Origin of the sequence: Mycobacterium ostraviense (assembly GCF_002705925.1) — a bacterium.
GTDB classification, from domain to species: Bacteria; Actinomycetota; Actinomycetes; order Mycobacteriales; family Mycobacteriaceae; genus Mycobacterium; species Mycobacterium ostraviense.
The window spans coordinates 3,765,514-3,782,179 of record NZ_NKRE01000001.1 but is presented as its reverse complement, the minus strand read 5'-3'; the positions used below and the strand labels follow the sequence as shown (position 1 = coordinate 3,782,179).

Genomic DNA, 16,666 nt, shown 5'->3' with positions numbered 1-16,666 from the left:
CGAGGACCACGTGAAAGGGCACCGGCTAAGCTATCGCCTTATCGCCATGAAGGATGCAGGCAAGTGACCAAGCGCGTCGCTGCGAATCGACAGCCGACTCGGGCTGAGCTGGAGAGGCTGCTGTCGGCCGACCTCCGGACGATCACCGCTCATTCCGACCGAGTCGGCCGCTACTATGCCCGGCAGAACGATTTGAGCCACGGCGACTTTCATGCCCTGCTGCACCTCATGGTCGCCGAGACAGCGGGCACACCGTTGACACCGGCCCAGCTCAGCCAGCGCCTGGACGTATCAGCGGCGGCCATTACCTATCTTGCCGATCGCATGATCGACGCCGGACACATCCGCCGTGAGCCGGATGTCGAGGACCGCCGCAGGTCGCTGCTGCGGCTGCAGGACGGCAGCATGGAGTTGGCTCACGAGTTCTTCAGGCCACTGGGTGAACATCTCCGCGCGTCCCTGGCCGAGCTGCCTGACCGGGATCTGCGCAGTGCCCACAAGGTATTCGCGGCGATGATCGCGGGCATGTCGGCATTTGAAAGCGAGCTGTACCCATCGCCGGCGGAGTCGTCGGCGCGGGCCAAGAAATCTTCTAAGGCGGCGCCCGGCGGGCGGCGAAAACCGCCGTCGAAAGCGACAGCGGCCGAGCCGGGGCCGGCTACCGGATCGGGGTCACGCCGACGGCGCGCAGCGCGTTGAGATCCGTTGCGCCACAGCAGTGCAGGCAGATACGAAGCTCCTCGATGAACCGTTGCAGCCGGTCTTCGACGGCGTCCGCGGACTCAATCGCGGGAGCCAGCAGCGGACGAGCCATCGCAACCACGTCCGCACCGAGGGCGATCGCTTTGGCCGCGTCCATCCCAGTGCGGATACCGCCGGAGCCGACCAGCGAAATCGTCGGCAACGCTTGGCGCACCTCGACGATCGCCTGGGCCGTCGGTATGCCCCAGTCGGCCAAGTCCGGGTAGCGCAGTTCACCGTAGCGAACCAGCTGCTCGACTCTCGACCACGAGGTGCCCCCGGCGCCGGCCACGTCGATACCCGACACCGGCAAACCGCCGGGCAGCTGGGTCAACTGCGCGACCGCCCGAGCGCCGATACCATGGCCCACCTCCTTGAGCAAAACCGGGCAGTCCAGCGCGCCGGCGACATCGCATAGCCGTTGCAGCGATCCGGTGAAGTCGGTGTCCCCGTTGCCCTGGATGGCCTCTTGTAACGAGTTGGCATGCACCGCAAGGGCATTGGCTCCTACCCGGTCCAGGGCGTTGCTGATGTCGGGCACGGCGGCTTTCGTCAGCTGCGCCAGGCCGATGTTGCCTATCAGCAGCACGTCCGGGGCCGCGTCACGCACTTCGAAACTGGCTGCGGCCTGCTCCCCCCTCGACCTGTCCAGCATGATCCGCTGCGATCCGAGCATCATCCCCAGACCAAGTCGCTGCGCCGCGGTCGCCAAATTGCGGTTGATTGTTGCCGACAGCTCGGCGCCGCCGGTCATTGCACCAATGAGGATCGGCGCACGCAGGCGCGCCCCGAAGAAGTCGGCCGACATGTCAATGTCGTGGAGGCTGGTTTGGGTCAAGGCGTTGAACGGCAAGCGATAACGCTCCAGCCCGGTCGTTACGCCGGCGAAGTTGACGTCGTCGTTGAGGCATACATCGATGTGGCGGCGTTTGCGACGCCCCATTTCGGCCGGATCGGTCGTCACGGGACACCGACAGATGTTGTCATCGCGATCCTCATCGACTTGTCAGGTGCCGTCCCAGCGTAGCTTAGCGGTCAGTCAATTTTTGTTAAGAGATTGAAATGTTAAGCAGGCGGCGACCAGGGGATGACCGCTCTCGTGCCGGGTTCTCATGGGTGTAAGACCTTCGCAACTACACCGTCAACGATCACGGGTCGAAGCTGGCAGCCGATGGCCGAGACCGTGCAGATGATGTGCTTGGTGGGGTGCGGCCCGCGTCGAGCTGAACGGCGGACCGCCCACCGGAGCGCCGGGTATGCAGTAGCGGGAAACGGCCGAATCGCTGCCCAGCCGCGGGCGAACCTGAGCTAGGCGTGAACCGGGTGCAGCGCGACGAGGCCGGCCAGCAGCGCGACGGCCATCACGACGTGAATCAAGGTGAAGGAATGGGCCCACAGCGGATGCGTCGCACTGTATTCGTTCACCGACACCGGCAACGGCACCCGGCTCCGACTCCATCCAATGCGGTGCAACACCTGGTTGTGGAAGACCGCGTAGGCAAGACAGGCCCCGATCCACAGCGGAAACGCGAGCACGGGGGCACCAGCACGCCCGGTCGCCCAAGCGATGGGTGCGCCGATCATGACGGTGCCAAAGCCGACGAGCACTCCGATGTTCTTCCATTGCTCGAACATCTGAACGTAGTACCGGGAGCACTGGGCGAGGCGGGCCGCTGAGGTCGTGCCGGGCCACACGTCCTGAGCCAAGTCGAACCAGATCACGCCGAGCGAGAGCCAGAAGCCACCGACCAGGACTGCCAGGCCGAATGACGACGGCTCCGCGATGAGCGCGACGCTGAAGAAGAGCACGGTACAGGCGAGCAGCACGAACGCGAGTGTTCGGACAGCCCAGTCGATCGGCAGGGCGGGAGTGTCTTCGCGAGTTCGACGACGAGCGATGAGCAGCCCGCCCTCGCTCACTGTTGTCACCGGGCCAGCGCTCAGTATTGCCCCGACCCACGGCGCCAGTATCCGGCGCAGCGGCCCCGTCAGCCAAAAGTGGAGGCCTGCCAACGCCATCGCGGCGGCTCCGGCCGCGACGGTCCAGCCAAGCGCGCAGCCCCGCACGGCAGCCCAACCGATCCACCCGAACGCGGCGAGCAGCCAGATGCGGTCGAAAACCTTGGCGCGTCCCAGGTACTCGTGGATGGCAACCAGCGTCAGCGGGCTCGGCGCCCGCGCCAAGCACAGCACCGTCGAGAATCCCATCATCGCGGGCACCAGCAACATGGCACTCGCATCGACGAGGGCGGTGAGGGCGCCGACGGCGTCCGAAACCATGGCTTGACAGTATTCGGCCAAGCCTAGGTCCGGCTCGGGATCGTGCGGCGGACGCCCCGATGCCCCGAGGATGAGCTGTTGGGCGAGGCGGTCAATGAAGGACGGGTTTGGACTCTAGCCGCGGACGCACTGGTGGTCGGCTACGACATCCTGCCGCCGGGGTGCTGACCAGCCGGCAACTGCGCAAGACAGCACGACATGCAACCCAGCCCGCCCGCACCGGCACCCGATGCGCGGGTCACCGCCGGCGTCGCCGACTGACCCGAAACCTACTCAGCCATTGCGCCTTTCGCCCCTGACAAGTTCCTCAGCGGCGATCGAGGTCCGGTCGAGTTGCCCTGCGTCGATATCTGTCCGCCCACTCGTGCGGCCGCCTCGGACATGACGGCGACGGTTTGTTCGTCGACGTGCCCGAGATAACCGGCCGGTGTCACGGCGTCGGCCAGCTTCGGGTCGCGGCGCCCAACAAGAGTGGCGAACGACTCGCCACTCTCGAGGGAGGCGGTGACCAGCGCTTCCAACTGGTCGTGGGCGGCCTGGCGGCCGAGCACCGGCGCCAACCGCATCATCACCGATTCGGCCATGATCAGCCCGTGGGTCCGGTCGAGATTGGCCGCCATCGCCGCGGCGTCCACGTGCAGCCCGGCGAGCACGTCGGCCGCGGTGCATACGGCGCCGCCGCAGACGGCCAGCGCCGGGGCCACCGAGTGCCACTCCAGGGACCAGACGGCCGTTGCCCGTTCGGCGTCAGCCACGGCGGCATCGAGGGCGAGATCGAGGTACGTGCGGGTCAGCCGTGCGGCCCGGATGAGCTGTGTGAGCCGATGGGATTGCGCTTCTGCGGCATGGTGCTGCTGACGCCGCGGCCGGGTGCGCTGGGCTCGCTCAGCTCGGCGAGTTCGGTCTGGGAACCCACGACGATGTCGAGTCCGATCTTGCCCAACGAGGCCGCCACCTGTGCAGCCCACGCGACGACCTCGACAAAGCGATCACGGGTCGCGTGCCAGCTGATCGACGGCGCGGCCAAACCGAGACGCCGGGCCAGCTCGCGGCGAATCTCCGGGCCGTGCGGCGCCATCGCGGCGAGGCTGCCGACGGCGCCGCCGAGCTGAACCATCGCGACCCGGGGCCGCAACTCGGCGAGCCGGTCCAGATGGCGCAGCAGCGGCGCGGTCCACGACGCCACGCGGTAGCCGAACGTGATCGGTAAAGCGTGCTGCAGCTGGCTGCGGCCGACCATCACTGCGCTGCCGTGCTTGGTTGCTAGCCAAGAAACCGGCCGTTCACGATAATGGGCGAATTACGCGACGGATTGAGTCGATATGCGCCACCATGTGACGGTGGCCGCGATGAGGGACCTTCAGGGCAAGGTGGCGGTCGTCACCGGCGGAGCCGGAGGCATCGGCCGGGCCATGGGCCGCCGTTTCGGCCAGGAGGGCATGAAGGTGGTGCTGGCCGACGTGCTCGCCGAGCCGTTGGACGCGGCGACCCGCGAACTCGCGGACGCGGGCATCGAGGTGGCCGGGGTGGTCACCGATGTCACCGACTATTCCTCGGTCGAGTCGCTGGCCGAGCAGACGCTCCGCCACTTCGGCGCGGTGCACGTGGTCTGCAACAACGCCGGCACCGGCGGGGTCTCCGAGGGCTACCTGTGGGAACACGACCTTGCCGACTGGCGCTGGGGAATCGACGTCAACGTGCTGGGCGTCATCCACGGCATCAAGGCCTTCGTGCCCATCCTGCTCGAGCAGGGCGAGGGACACGTGGTCAACACCTGTTCGGGCAACGGCGGGTTCGCGCCGATCGCCCGGGGCGCCCTGGGCGGCCCGGCCAATGCCGTCTACCCGATGACCAAGGCCGCGGTGCTCTGCCTGACCGAGAGCCTCTATAACCACTTGGAGATGACCGGGACGCGGGTTCGGGCGCATGTCCTTTTTCCCAGCGGCTTCTTGAACACCGGGATCTGGGAGTCCTGGCGGCACCGGCCGGAGCGCTACGCCGCGACCCAGCAACGCCGGACACCCGAGCCGACTCTGGCGGCGGTCGTGGACCGCTTCGAGGCTGCCGGCCACGGCGTCGAGTTCACCCCGCTCGAGACAGTCGCGGACCAGCTGGTTGAGGGGATCCGGGCGGACCGCTTCTGGGTGATGGGTCCACCCACATCCGCCGACGAGGTCGTGAGCCGCAAAGCCGCATCGATCATGGCCCGCGCCAACCCCGACTACCTGGTCGACGTCCTCAGCCGGCATGCCGGGAAGCAAGAAACCGAAGGAGCGCAACGTTGAGCACCGCAGTCCGATATGGTCCCCGCCCACCCCAGGCGCAAGTGGACCACGAGATCGACCTCACCAAGGCTCCCATCACCACCGAGGCGGTGACCGTCACCTACCTCACCGATCCGGAGATTGTCGCGGCCGTGCTGCCCAAGCCGCTGGAGCCGGCGGACGAACCGTTGGTGCGGGTCCAGCTTCTGCGGGTCCGGATAGACGGCAGGCCGCCGTTCGGCTCGGCGGTGTTTTCGGTCACCGCCCGCCATGGCGAGCTCCGGGGCGACTATCCCCTCTTCATGCCCCAGTCGACCGAGCAATCGGTCACGGGCGGGCGCGAAACGTTCGGCGAGCCCAAGAAACTGGGCCGAATCGAGGTGCAGCGCGACGGTGACCGCATCACCGCAACCGTGGAGCGGCTGGGCTATCGGCTCATCACACTGAAAGGCCGGGTCACCGGCCCGGCGGAGTTGCCGGATGACCAGGTCGACACCGAGTTCTACTTCAAATTCCTGCGTTCCCCCGACGGCAACGGCATCACCGACCCCCACCTGGTCTACGGCGAGTACCACCGGCACTACGAGCTGCTGGACAACATCGAGGGCACCCTCGAGTTGGGCGAGTCGCCGGTGGACCCGGTGGCCGACATCGTGATCCGCCAGATCAGGTCGATCACCTGGTGCCGCCGGCGCACCGTCCAGGTGGCCAGGATCGCCGAGCGGGTGCCACAGGAGTGGCTGCTGCCCTACGTGCACCAGCGCTACGACGACCCGGTTCTGTCGGCGTCCCCGGCCCCCGAGCCGGCGTGGGTATAGCCATGGACCGATACACCGTCATTTCGGCCGATTGCCACGCCGGCGCCGACCTGCTCGACTACCGCGAGTACCTCGATCCGCAATACCGGGACGAATTCGACGGCTGGGCACAAACATTCGTGAACCCGTTCGGCGACCTCACCGAGCCCGACGCCGAGCGCAACTGGAACAGCGATCGGCGCAACCGCGAGCTGGATGAGGACGGCATCGCGGGGGAGGTCCTGTTCCCCAATACCGTGCCGCCGTTCTTTCCGCTCGGGAGCCTGGCCGCTCCGGCACCCGAGACCGCCCGGGAACTCGAGCTGCGATGGGCCGGCCTGCGCGCGCACAATCGCTGGCTGGCCGACTTCTGCTCCCTGTCGCCCCAGCGGCGCGCCGGAGTGGGCCAGATCCTGCTCGGGGACCTCGACGAAGCCGTCGCCGAGCTGGCCCAGATCGCCAAGCTGGGGCTGCGCGGCGGCGTGTTGCTGCCCGGCGTCGCCCCAGGTACCGGCATCCCCCCGCTATACGCCGAGCACTGGGAGCCGCTGTGGGCGGCATGCGAGGAGGCGGGCGTGGTGGTCAACCACCACGGCGGCAACGCCGGACCGACCCCGACCGACGGGTGGGGCAGCTCGTTCGCGGTGTGGGTGTACGAGGCCCATTGGTGGTCGCACCGGGCGCTGTGGCACCTGATCTTCAGCGGCGCACTCGATCGCCATCCGGACCTCACCGTGGTCTTCACCGAGCAGAGCACCGGGTGGATACCGGCGACGCTCGACTCGCTCGACGTGGCGGCCGCGCGTTTCGGGCGAGCGAACTCGGCGATCGCCCGCTTCGCCGGCCCCACCGCCGGCTCGCTGCCCCTCAAACCCAGCCAGTACTGGGCCCGCCAGTGTTACACCGGTGCCAGCTTCCTGCGCCCGGTCGAGTGTGCCCAGCGCCACCGAATCGGCGTCGACCGGATCATGTGGGCAAGCGACTATCCGCACCTGGAGGGGACCGCTCCCTACAGCCGGGAGGCCCTGCGCCACACCTTCAGCGACGTCCCGGCCGACGAGGTGGCGGCCATGGTCGGCGGGAACGCGGCCGCCGTCTACCGCTTCGACCTCGAGGCCCTCGCACCGCTGGCCGACAGGATCGGCCCGACCGTGGCCGAAGTCGCCGAGCCGCTGACGGCCGTGCCCGCCGACGCGAGCAGCACCGCCTTCGAGCCCGACCCCATCCGTGCCTGGTAGCGAAAGGACCCTATTCATGAACACCCGGGACCCTTACGTCATCATCTCCGCAGATTGTCACGCCGAGTTGCCGACCGAACGGTACCGCGAGTACGTCGACCCGGAATACCGCGAGGACTTCGAGGCCTACCTGGTCGAGAAGGCGGCCGCGTCGCAGGTCGGCGGATTGATCGACGAGCAGTTCGCGCAGCAGTGGTTCTCCGAGCACGGCGACGGCATCGCCGGCGGGTGGGATGTAGGTCTGCGCGACAAAGAACTCGACGGCGACGGGGTGGTCGGCGAGGTCATCTTCCCCGATGCCGACGCCGTGAGCGGGGTCGCCGGGGCCCCGTTCGGCGCCGGCCTGGCCCAGTCGGGGGACCTGGACCCGGGCCGGGCGATGGCCGGGGCGCGGGCCCACAACCGCTGGTTGGCCGAGCTGTGCAGCCACAGCCCCGAGCGGCGGGCCGGGGTGGCGGTCGTGCCGATACTCGCGGACATCGATGCGGCGGTGGCCGAAATCACCCGGGCCGCTGAGTCCGGGCTGCGGGGCGGGATCATGATCCCGGCGCGCTGGGCCGGCTACCCGCCCTACCACGACCGTCGCTACGACAAGGTCTGGGCCGCCTGCCAGGACCTGCAGATGCCGGTACACACCCACGTCGGCGCCGCCCCGCAGGAGGACTACGGAGGGCACCTGGGCATCTATGTCACCGAGGTGCGCTGGTGGGGCGCCCGGCCGCTGTGGTTCGCCTTGTGGTCCGGGGTTTTCGAACGCTTCCCCCGGCTGCGCTGGGGAGCCACCGAGTGCGGCGCGTTTTGGGCCAGCGACCTGCTCTGGCTGATGGACACGCGGTATCTGCGTGAGCACTCGGCCAAGAAGATGAGCCGGCGGATGGAAGGCGATCTGACAATGCCGCCCTCGGCGTACTTCGACCGCAACTGCTTTATCGGGGCAACCACCACCGAGCGCCGGGAACTGGCGCGGCGCCACGAGATCGGTGTGTCAAACATGCTGTGGGGCAACGATTTTCCCCATCCGGAAGGGACCTGGCCGCACACCCGCGACTGGCTGAAGCGCTCGTTCTGGGACATCCCGGTGGCGGAGACCCGGCAGATCCTGGGCCTGGCGGCAGCGCAGGTGTACAACTTCGACCTGGGCGCGCTGGCCGGCCTGGCCGAGCGCATCGGCCCGACGCCCGAGGACCTGGGACAGGACGACGCGGTGAGCGTCCCCAAGTGGGAGGCGGCCCGGCAGGCCGGACGCCACTGGCTGACGGGGGCGGAGCCGTTGCCCGAGCTGGTGGAGAGCTAGAAATTCGACTCCGCCTCGCGTTGACCTGACTGCGCAACCGGTGCGGCTGTTTTGCGAGCACTCGGCAGCCGCCTTTTCAAGATCGCGATCCGGTGTAGCTGAGCAGTCAGGTTTATCGCCCCCAACATGGGTAGCACCCCGATAAACGTTCGCAGTGAGGGGGTGCGGCCATGCAATTGTTCAAGGCTGCCGAAGACATACAAGCATCCGATGGTGAAGATGGCCGCGGGGATGGAGTATGCCAGCAAGGACCTGCGATCCGCGATAACCTGCGTCGCAAAATCCAACTCGTCCTCCGACATCGGTTCGCCTTTGCGCAGCTTACTCAAGACCATTCTGACACTTCCGACATTTTCGCTCATCGGAGTAGGTTCGCGCGCCAGAAGCCGTCTTACGAAAACAAAAGCGCAAACAGCAAAAACCAGCTCTGCCACGAACGAAAATATTGTCAGACAACCAAATAAACTCAGGCTCATTTATTTCGCTCCCTTGCGAACTCGTCGCCTTTGGGCGTGGGCCATTCGTCGTCGTCCCACAGCAGCAGTTGACGAACCGCGGGACGGGGTCCGTACGGTCGCAGCATCTGGCTGGCGGGTCGGGGACGCACCCGTTGGGGCCACCAGAACCAGCGCCTGAGCAGCGCTGCGATCGACGGGGTCATGAATGCTCGCACGATCAGGGTGTCGAATAGCAGGCCCAGGGCGATGGTGGTGCCGACCTGGCCGATCGCTCTTAGGTCGCTGAACACGAAGGAGGCCATCGTGGCGGCGAACACCAAGCCCGCGGAGGTGACGACCGAGCCAGAACCGCCCATGGCGCGGATGATGCCGGTGTTGAGTCCGGCATGGATCTCCTCTTTGAATCGGGAAATGAGTAACAGGTTGTAGTCCGATCCCACCGCCAAGAGCAGGATGATCGACAGCGCGAGCACGATCCACAACAACTTGATGCCCAGGATGTCTTGCCACACCAGCACCGATAGCCCGAACGACGCCCCTAGTGACAGCGCCACCGTGCCCACGATCACCAGGGCGGCCACCAGGCTCCGGGTGACGAACACCATGATGAGCAGAATCAGGCTCAGCGCGGCGATGCCGGCGATCATCAGGTCGTATTTCGAGCCTTCGCTGATGTCCTTATAGGTTGAGGCGGTGCCGCCGATATAGATGTCGGCGTTGCCCAGGGGGGTGCCCTTGACGGCCTCCTCGGCGGCGCTGCGGATGGCGTCGATGTGCGAGATGCCTTCGGGGGTCGCAGGGTCATCCTTGTGGGTGATGATCATGCGGGCCGCCTTCCCGTCGGGCGAGAGGAAAAGTTTGAGGCCGCGCTGGAATTCGGGGTTGGTGAAAACGTCGGGTGGCAGATAGAAGGAATCGTCGTTCTTGGCGGCGTCGAACGCTTGTCCCATGGCGGTCGCGTTCTGCAGAGCCGCCTCGCTTTGGGCGGTGATACCCGAATTCGTGGCGTAATTGGTCATCGCCAGATCGCGGTTGGTTTGCTGGCTGACGATCTGGGACGGAATCAGGGCGAGCAGTTGCGGCTGGATGGCATTCAACTTGTCCAGGCTCGACGTGACATTTCCCAATTGGTCGGTGAGCGCATCGATCCCGTCCAGAGCGTCGAAGATGGAGCGCAGCGCCGCGCAGAACGGGATGTCGAAGCAGTGCCGCTCCCAGTAGAAGTAGCTGCGCAGCGGCCGAAAGAAGTCGTCGAAATTGGCGATCTTCTCGCGCAGTTCTTTCGCTATTTCGACCGTTTGGTGAAACGCTTGGGTCTGTTCCGCAGTGGCCGCGCTCGCCTCTTGTTGCAGCGCGTACTGCTGCTTGAGGATCGCGATGGATCTGTCGATCTCGGCGACCTGTTTGAGCAGATCGGCAGCGCGGGCTTGCTGATAGGGCAGGTTTTCGATTTGGCCGATGCTTTGCGCGCTGATCTGAAACGGGATCGAGCTGTGATCCAGCGGGGTGCCCAACGGGCGGGTGATGGACTGTACCTGGGCAATGCCTCGGGTGTGAAAGATCGCCTTGGCCACCCGCTCCAGCACGATCATGCCCGCAGGGTTGCGCAGGTCGTGGTCCGTTTCGATCATCAGCAGCTCGGGGTTGAGCCGGGCCTGGGAGAAGTGCCGTTCGGCGGCGGCGTAGCCGGCGTTGGCCGGGGCGTCAGCGGGCAGATATGGGCGCTCGTCATAGCTGGTCTTATAGCCAGGCAGGGCGAGTAGACCGATGAGGGCGACCGCGACCGTCACCGCCAGAATCGGGCCGGGCCACCGCACAATGGCGGTGCCGATGCGCCGCCATCCCCGGGTGCGCATCGCGCGTTTGGGTTCCAGCAGACCGAAAAGAGTGGCAACCGTCAGCACGGCGGGGGCCAGGGTAAGCGCGGCAGTCAATGCGACCAGCACGCCGATGGCGCCAGGGGGGCCCATGCTTTGGAAATACGGCAACCGGGTGAAGCTCAGACAAAACACCGCGCCGGCCACCGTCAGCCCCGAGCCCAAGATCACATGCGCGGTCCCGCGGTACGTGGTGTGGAAAGCCGTTTCGCGGTCTTCGCCGGCGTGGCGCGCCTCGTGGTAACGGCCCAGGATAAATATTGCGTAGTCGGTGCCCGCCGCGATGACCAGCAACGTGAGCAGATTGGTCGAGAACGTCGACAGCCCGATGATTCCGAAGTTTCCCAACAGGGCGACAATGCCTCGCGACGCGGTCAATTCGATCATGACAGTCAGCAGCACGACGATCGCGGCCGCGATCGACCGGTAGATGAACAGCAACATGGTGATGATGACCCCGATAGTGATCAGGGTGACCTTCGCAATGCCTTTGCTGCCGACCGAGAGCTGATCGGCGAACAGTGGCGCCGCGCCGGTGACATAGGCCTTGACGCCGGGCGGCGGCATCGTGTGGTCCACGATGTCACGCACCGCATCGACGGACTGCAGCGACAATGTCTCGCCCTGGTTACCAGCCAGAAAGACCTGCGCGTAGGCAGCCTTGCCGTCATTGCTCTGCGAGCCCGCCGCCGTCAGCGGATCGCCCCAGAAGTCCTGGATGTGTTGCACGTGTTTTTTGTCAGCGGAAAGCTTGCGAACCAACACGTCGTAATATCGGTGCGCATCGGCCCCTAGCGGGTGATCACCTTCCAGGACGATCATCGCCGCGCTGTCCGAGTCGTATTCGTGAAAGACCTTGCCCATGCGTTTCATCGCCTTCAGCGACGGCGCATCCGGTGAGGCCAGCCCGACGTTGTGGGCTTTGCCGACCTCCTCTAATTGCGGGACATAGACATTGGTGAGCACCGCAATGAGCAGCCATCCCAACACGATCGGCACCGACCACCAGCGGATGGTCTGCGCTACCCTGCGTACCAACGAATTGTCTTGGACGTGAGGGGCACTCATCCAGACTTCTCCAAACAGTAGGTGTAGGCATTCAAGGTGTTGACCGTTCTTTGGTCCTTCACATCGCCGTCAATGGTGATGCGGCAGCCCAGAAAATCGCTATTGCCCTGGGCGACAACGTTGGTGAACACCGCAGGCTGGCTGGTGGTCACGTCATAAGACCACGGCAGCGGAGCATCGTTGACCCGCTGTGGTTGCGCGTTGACATCGACGTAGTTGATCGTTGCCACGGTCCCCGGAGCGCCGAAGACCTCGATGACCACGTGCTTGGGGTTGAATGCAGCGGTGTCGTTGGGCAGCGCACCACCGGCCGAGACATTGTGGTGAGAACCAAAGACACCGTGCAGCCGGTACACGCAAAACCCCGCGACCGCGATCACCACCACCGCGACTACCAGCGTCCACCGCCGCATGAGCAGACGGGCAACCGTAATCCCGGTCATCGGTTACCTTTTCGAGACACCGTTGAGATAGTCACGGCGGCGACCGTCGCCATAACGACGATTGGCGCAATCCGGGCTGCAGTACACATCGATCTCCCTTCGGTGTTGGGCGGCGAGTACTACGCGGTCAGGACGCCGAGGAGGTAGCGCTGCAGGGTGACCCCGAGGTCGGCGGCTACACGTTCGCGCGGGTGTGAGGCCAGGGGTTCGACGCCGACGATGTAGCGGGCCAGCGCGATACCGGTGATCTGCGACATCACCAGCCCTGCGCGATAGTCGGCATCCGCAGAACCCAACGTGCGGGCGATGGGCGCGATGATGTTGCGCGTCAGAAATTCACGCACCAACCGGGCGGCTTCCGGTTCGGCGGTCGCCGCACGGATCATGCCCATCATCGGCTGGCGCCGGATCTCGTCGTCGAGCAGGTCAAGCACCACCATGGCCAGCCGCAGCCCGGCGGTGTCGTGATCACCGGAGATAACGCTGTCGATGACTTCGGCCGGGTCGAAGGGCAACTCCACCACGGCCAGGAACAGGTCGCGTTTCTTGCCGAAGTAGTGGCTGACCAACCCCGGGTCGACGCCGGCCTGCAACGCCACCTGCCGCAGGGAGGTGCGCTCGTAGCCCAGCTCGGCGAACATCTTGCGGGCACTGTCCTCGATCAGCGCCCGCGTGGTGTTCGGGCCCGGCCGCCGGCCAGAGCGCCGACGTCGCCTTGTCATAGCGGTGCTCCCGCCGTTATCGACACCATAATTCCGTCTGCGCAGAATTCCGTATGCACGGAATAATAGCGTGCCCGTCAAGCATCGGTGAAAGCCCAACCGGCGGACCGGATTGAGGACGACATGTCCGATGGCGAACTTCCCCTCGCGCTGCCAGGGCATGTGGCCAGGTGCACACTTGTCGCATGGACGTATGTCAGCTCACCGCTGCTGCGCCGACCGCAGCGCTCCTGCCGCCGCCGCCGTGCCGGCGCCGGGTCCGGCCATCGACGTCACCGCGGGTCGCGTGATCTCGCCCGCCGGTGGGCCGCAGCCCGAGCCGCGCCGCCTCCTGAACGGCCTCTCGGACGTACGCGCGTTCTTTCACACCAATACCGTGCCGCTGTACTTCATCTCGCCGACCCCGTTCAACCTGCTGGGCATCGACCGCTGGGTGCGAAACTTCTTCTACCTGACCTACTTCGACTCGTTCGAGGGCGTACATTCGCGTGTGTTCGTGCCCCGGCGTCGCGACCGCATCGATTTCGGGTCCATGGGGGATGTGTGCAACCACCTGCTGCGCGATCCCGAGACACTCGAGTTCATCGCGGGCCGAGGGCCCGGTGGCAAGGCCTGCTTCGTGATGATGGATGAGGAAACCCAGGCCCTCGCGCGCCAGGCGGGGCTGGAGGTCATGCACCCTCCCGTGGAGTTGCGCCATCGGCTGGGCTCCAAGCTCGTCATGACGCGCCTGGCCGACGAGGCGGGCGTGCCGAGCGTGCCGCACGTGATCGGGCGGGTCGGCTCCTACGACGAGCTGTCGGCGCTCGCCCAGAACGCCGGGCTGGGCGACGACCTCGTTGTCGTGGCCGCTTATGGCGACGCCGGCAGCACGGTGTTCTTCGTACGCGGCCAGCGCGACTGGGACGATCACGCCGGAGACCTCGCCGGGCAGGAAGTCAAGATCATGAAGCGGATCCGAAATGTCGAGGTGTGCATCGAAGGCACCGTGACCCGCCACGGCACCGTGATCGGCCCGGCGATGACCAGTCTGGTCGGTTACCCGGAGCTGACTCCGGGCAAGGGCAGCTGGTGCGGCAACGACGTCTGGCGCGAGGTGCTGCCTCCTGCACAGACGCACGCCGCGCGGGAAATGGTGCGAAAACTGGGCGACATCCTGAGCCGCGAGGGGTACCGCGGCTACTTCGAAGTCGACCTGTTGCACGACCTGGACTCCGGCGAGCTCTACCTCGGCGAGGTGAACCCGCGCCTGTCCGGTGCGAGCCCGATGACGAACTTGACCACCGAGGCCTACGCCGACATGCCGCTGTTCCTCTTCCACCTGCTGGAGTACCTGGACGTGGAGTACGAGCTCGACATCGCTGAGATCAACTCCCGCTGGGAGCGCGGCTACGGCGAAGACGAGGTCTGGGGTCAGCTGATAATTTCGGAGACCTCGCCGGATGTCGAGCTCTTCACCGCGACCCCACGCACCGGGGTGTGGCGCATCGACGACGACGGACGTGTCTCGTTTGCGCGCCCTGCCAACGACTGGGCCACGCTGCTCGATGGGTCCGAGGCCTTCTACATGCGTGTCGCGGCGCCTGGCGACTTGCGCTGTGAGGGCGCCCAGCTCGGCGTGCTCGTCACCCGCGGGCACCTGCAGACCGACGACTACCAGCTCACGGAGCGCTGCCGGCGCTGGGTCAAGGGCCTCAGGGCGAAGTTCGCCTCAACCCCCCTGGCGCCGGCTACGCCGATCGTCTCGCGGCTCGTCGCACGAGCGTGAGCGGCCCGGCCGGTATCTCACTGGGTAACTGGCTGTCGGCGCCCTATTCGCATTGGTCATTTCAGCACGTCGAAGACTTCGTGCCGACCGCCGTCATCTCGCGCGGGACCGGACCGGCCGCCACGTTGCCCGCAGCCACTGCTCCGCTGGCCGAGATCCGGGTGACCAGCACTCACGGGGTGGTCACCACCGTTGGCGCGGTGATGGCCGCCACCGCTACCGACGGGTGGGCCGTCGCCTACCGCGGGTCGATGGTGGCCGAGGAATACCTCGACGGCATGGGGACCCAGACCCGGCACCTGCTGTTCTCGGTGAGCAAGTCGCTGGTGGCAGCAGTGGTCGGCGCGCTGCACGGGGCCGGCGCGATCGAGCTTGACTCGCCGGTCACGGCGTTCATTCCCCCCTTGGCGAACTGCGGCTACGCCGGCGCGACGGTGCGCCAACTGCTGGACATGAGATCGGGTATCGCGTTCTCAGAAAACTATTGCGACCCGGCCGCGGAGATACACCTTCTCGACCAGGCCATGGGGTGGGCGCCCAAGAGCAATCCACATGCGCCCGCCACGCTGCACGACTTCCTACTGACCTTGCGGCGCAAGTCGGCCCACGGCGGCCCTTTCGAATATCGCTCGTGTGAAACCGATGTGCTGGGCTGGATCTGCGAGGTCGCCGGCGGCCAGCGAATGCCCGAGCTGATATCGGAACTGCTGTGGAGCCGCATCGGCGCCCAATGCGACGCCACCATAGGGGTAGACGCGGTCGGCTGTGGCTTTTTCGACGGCGGTATCAACGCCTGTCTTACCGACCTGATCCGGTTCGGGTCGCTGTTCTTGCGCGACGGTGTCTCGTTGACCGAGCAGCAGGTGGTGCCGGCGGCGTGGATCGCCGACACCCTCGACGGCGGGCCGGACTCGCGTCAGGCGTTCGCCGCCAGCCCCGACGACACCGGACTGCCCGGCGGGATGTATCGCAACCAAGTGTGGTTTCCCTACCCGGGCAGCAACGTCGTGCTGTGCCTGGGCATGTGTGGTCAGATGATCTACGTCAACCGCGCCGCCGAGATGGTCGCCGCCAAGTTATCCACCCAGCCGCACTCGCATGAGCCGCACATGTTAGCCACCCTGGGCGCATTCGATGCGGTGGCACACGAACTGGCTGGGATCACCAGATAGAGGTTCGTTCAAGCTAACCGAAGTTCCCGTTACCTGAAATGTGAGTGTTTGTATGACTGGCATTTCAGGCAGCCCGTCCTTTCGGGTGGGCACTCCGTTCAGAAACGGTTCCGGTTTCATTGCCACCCGCTGTGCCCGAAGGCTGGGTCTTACGGTCGGCTCCACCGGTAACGACGCCGGTACTCGGCGCCGTAGCCTTGGGCGCATGGTGCGCCAAATTGATAGCGGCGTTACGGTCTCGGTCGATCACAAGGCCGCAGTGCTGGCAGTGATACACCCGTTCGGCCAGGTGCAGTTTGGTTTTCACCACACCACAGCCGGAACACATTTTTGAGCTGGGCAACCATCTGTCGGCTTTGACCAGATGCGATCCATACCAGCGTGTTTTGTAGTCGAGTTGGCGAAACATCTCCCCAAGGCCGGCATCAGCCAATCCCCGGTTGAGTCCGGTTTTGGCGGCGGCGCCGTTGGGCAGGAACGCGCCGCGATTGTCGGGGTCGGGTTTGGGTTTCGGGCGGCGCATCATGTTCTTGACCGCCAGTGT

Annotated in this window: 15 protein-coding genes and 1 pseudogene; 7 read left to right on the top strand and 9 right to left on the bottom strand. The window is 65.9% G+C overall.

All coding sequences use genetic code 11. From position 1 onward, the window contains the following. Window positions 1-63: 63 nt before the first annotated feature. On the top strand, window positions 64-699 hold the full coding sequence (locus CDN38_RS17655; protein WP_075512285.1) for a MarR family winged helix-turn-helix transcriptional regulator: 636 nt from the start codon (window positions 64-66) through the stop codon (window positions 697-699). Here CDN38_RS17655 and fni read toward each other — a convergent pair. From fni to CDN38_RS17635, 4 genes and pseudogenes are all read right to left on the bottom strand, one after another. After that, the gene (gene fni, locus CDN38_RS17650; protein WP_180276425.1) at window positions 659-1,684 is read right to left on the bottom strand and encodes a type 2 isopentenyl-diphosphate Delta-isomerase; all 1,026 of its coding nucleotides are present in this window, start codon (window positions 1,682-1,684) and stop codon (window positions 659-661) included. The two genes, CDN38_RS17655 and fni, sit on opposite strands and share 41 nt — an antisense overlap. 365 nt (window positions 1,685-2,049) lie before the next feature. Beyond that, window positions 2,050-3,021, bottom strand: coding sequence for a hypothetical protein (locus tag CDN38_RS17645; protein ID WP_099319097.1), 972 nt, complete (start codon window positions 3,019-3,021; stop codon window positions 2,050-2,052). A gap of 269 nt (window positions 3,022-3,290) precedes the next feature. Beyond that, window positions 3,291-3,776, bottom strand: a complete 486-nt coding sequence (locus tag CDN38_RS17640; RefSeq protein WP_075512288.1) for a lyase family protein — start codon at window positions 3,774-3,776, stop codon at window positions 3,291-3,293. Window positions 3,777-3,811: 35 nt separating this feature from the next. Then, a pseudogene (locus CDN38_RS17635) lies at window positions 3,812-4,273 on the bottom strand (lyase family protein); the annotation flags it as partial. A gap of 97 nt (window positions 4,274-4,370) precedes the next feature. Between CDN38_RS17635 and CDN38_RS17630 the strand changes: the two are divergent. From CDN38_RS17630 to CDN38_RS17615, 4 genes are read left to right on the top strand one after another with little or no spacing between them, the layout of a single operon-like run. After that, complete coding sequence (locus CDN38_RS17630) at window positions 4,371-5,306, top strand: SDR family NAD(P)-dependent oxidoreductase (RefSeq protein WP_075512299.1); 936 nt, start codon at window positions 4,371-4,373, stop codon at window positions 5,304-5,306. Next, window positions 5,303-6,103: an acetoacetate decarboxylase family protein gene (locus CDN38_RS17625; protein ID WP_075512290.1), complete on the top strand. Its 801-nt coding sequence runs from the start codon at window positions 5,303-5,305 to the stop codon at window positions 6,101-6,103. Before CDN38_RS17630 ends, CDN38_RS17625 begins: the two co-directional genes overlap by 4 nt. A 2-nt stretch (window positions 6,104-6,105) precedes the next feature. Continuing rightward, window positions 6,106-7,320, top strand: a complete 1,215-nt coding sequence (locus CDN38_RS17620) for an amidohydrolase family protein (protein ID WP_075512291.1) — start codon at window positions 6,106-6,108, stop codon at window positions 7,318-7,320. 16 nt (window positions 7,321-7,336) lie between these two features. Further along, the gene (locus tag CDN38_RS17615; protein ID WP_075512292.1) at window positions 7,337-8,614 is read left to right on the top strand and encodes an amidohydrolase family protein; all 1,278 of its coding nucleotides are present in this window, start codon (window positions 7,337-7,339) and stop codon (window positions 8,612-8,614) included. On the opposite strand, the gene CDN38_RS17610 is transcribed toward CDN38_RS17615, so the two are convergent. The 4 genes from CDN38_RS17610 to CDN38_RS17595 all read right to left on the bottom strand — a co-directional run bounded on the left by CDN38_RS17610 (window position 8,611) and on the right by CDN38_RS17595 (window position 13,182). Continuing rightward, window positions 8,611-9,084, bottom strand: a complete 474-nt coding sequence (locus tag CDN38_RS17610) for a hypothetical protein (protein ID WP_099319420.1) — start codon at window positions 9,082-9,084, stop codon at window positions 8,611-8,613. The two genes, CDN38_RS17615 and CDN38_RS17610, sit on opposite strands and share 4 nt — an antisense overlap. A gap of 2 nt (window positions 9,085-9,086) precedes the next feature. Beyond that, the gene (locus CDN38_RS17605) at window positions 9,087-12,017 is read right to left on the bottom strand and encodes an MMPL/RND family transporter (RefSeq protein WP_075512294.1); all 2,931 of its coding nucleotides are present in this window, start codon (window positions 12,015-12,017) and stop codon (window positions 9,087-9,089) included. Next, window positions 12,014-12,460, bottom strand: coding sequence for an MmpS family transport accessory protein (locus CDN38_RS17600; protein WP_051508310.1), 447 nt, complete (start codon window positions 12,458-12,460; stop codon window positions 12,014-12,016). Before CDN38_RS17600 ends, CDN38_RS17605 begins: the two co-directional genes overlap by 4 nt. 119 nt (window positions 12,461-12,579) lie before the next feature. Further along, the gene (locus CDN38_RS17595; protein WP_036420174.1) at window positions 12,580-13,182 is read right to left on the bottom strand and encodes a TetR/AcrR family transcriptional regulator; all 603 of its coding nucleotides are present in this window, start codon (window positions 13,180-13,182) and stop codon (window positions 12,580-12,582) included. A 286-nt stretch (window positions 13,183-13,468) separates the two neighbouring features. Between CDN38_RS17595 and CDN38_RS17590 the strand changes: the two genes are divergently transcribed. Together CDN38_RS17590 and CDN38_RS17585 are read left to right on the top strand one after the other, a co-directional pair. Continuing rightward, window positions 13,469-14,950, top strand: a complete 1,482-nt coding sequence (locus CDN38_RS17590; RefSeq protein WP_099319419.1) for a biotin carboxylase — start codon at window positions 13,469-13,471, stop codon at window positions 14,948-14,950. After that, window positions 14,947-16,122: a serine hydrolase domain-containing protein gene (locus tag CDN38_RS17585; protein ID WP_075512295.1), complete on the top strand. Its 1,176-nt coding sequence runs from the start codon at window positions 14,947-14,949 to the stop codon at window positions 16,120-16,122. Before CDN38_RS17590 ends, CDN38_RS17585 begins: the two co-directional genes overlap by 4 nt. 64 nt (window positions 16,123-16,186) lie before the next feature. On the opposite strand, the gene CDN38_RS30985 is transcribed toward CDN38_RS17585, so the two are convergent. After that, on the bottom strand, window positions 16,187-16,666 hold a 480-nt coding region (locus CDN38_RS30985), incomplete at its 5' end, for a zinc ribbon domain-containing protein (RefSeq protein WP_233428401.1).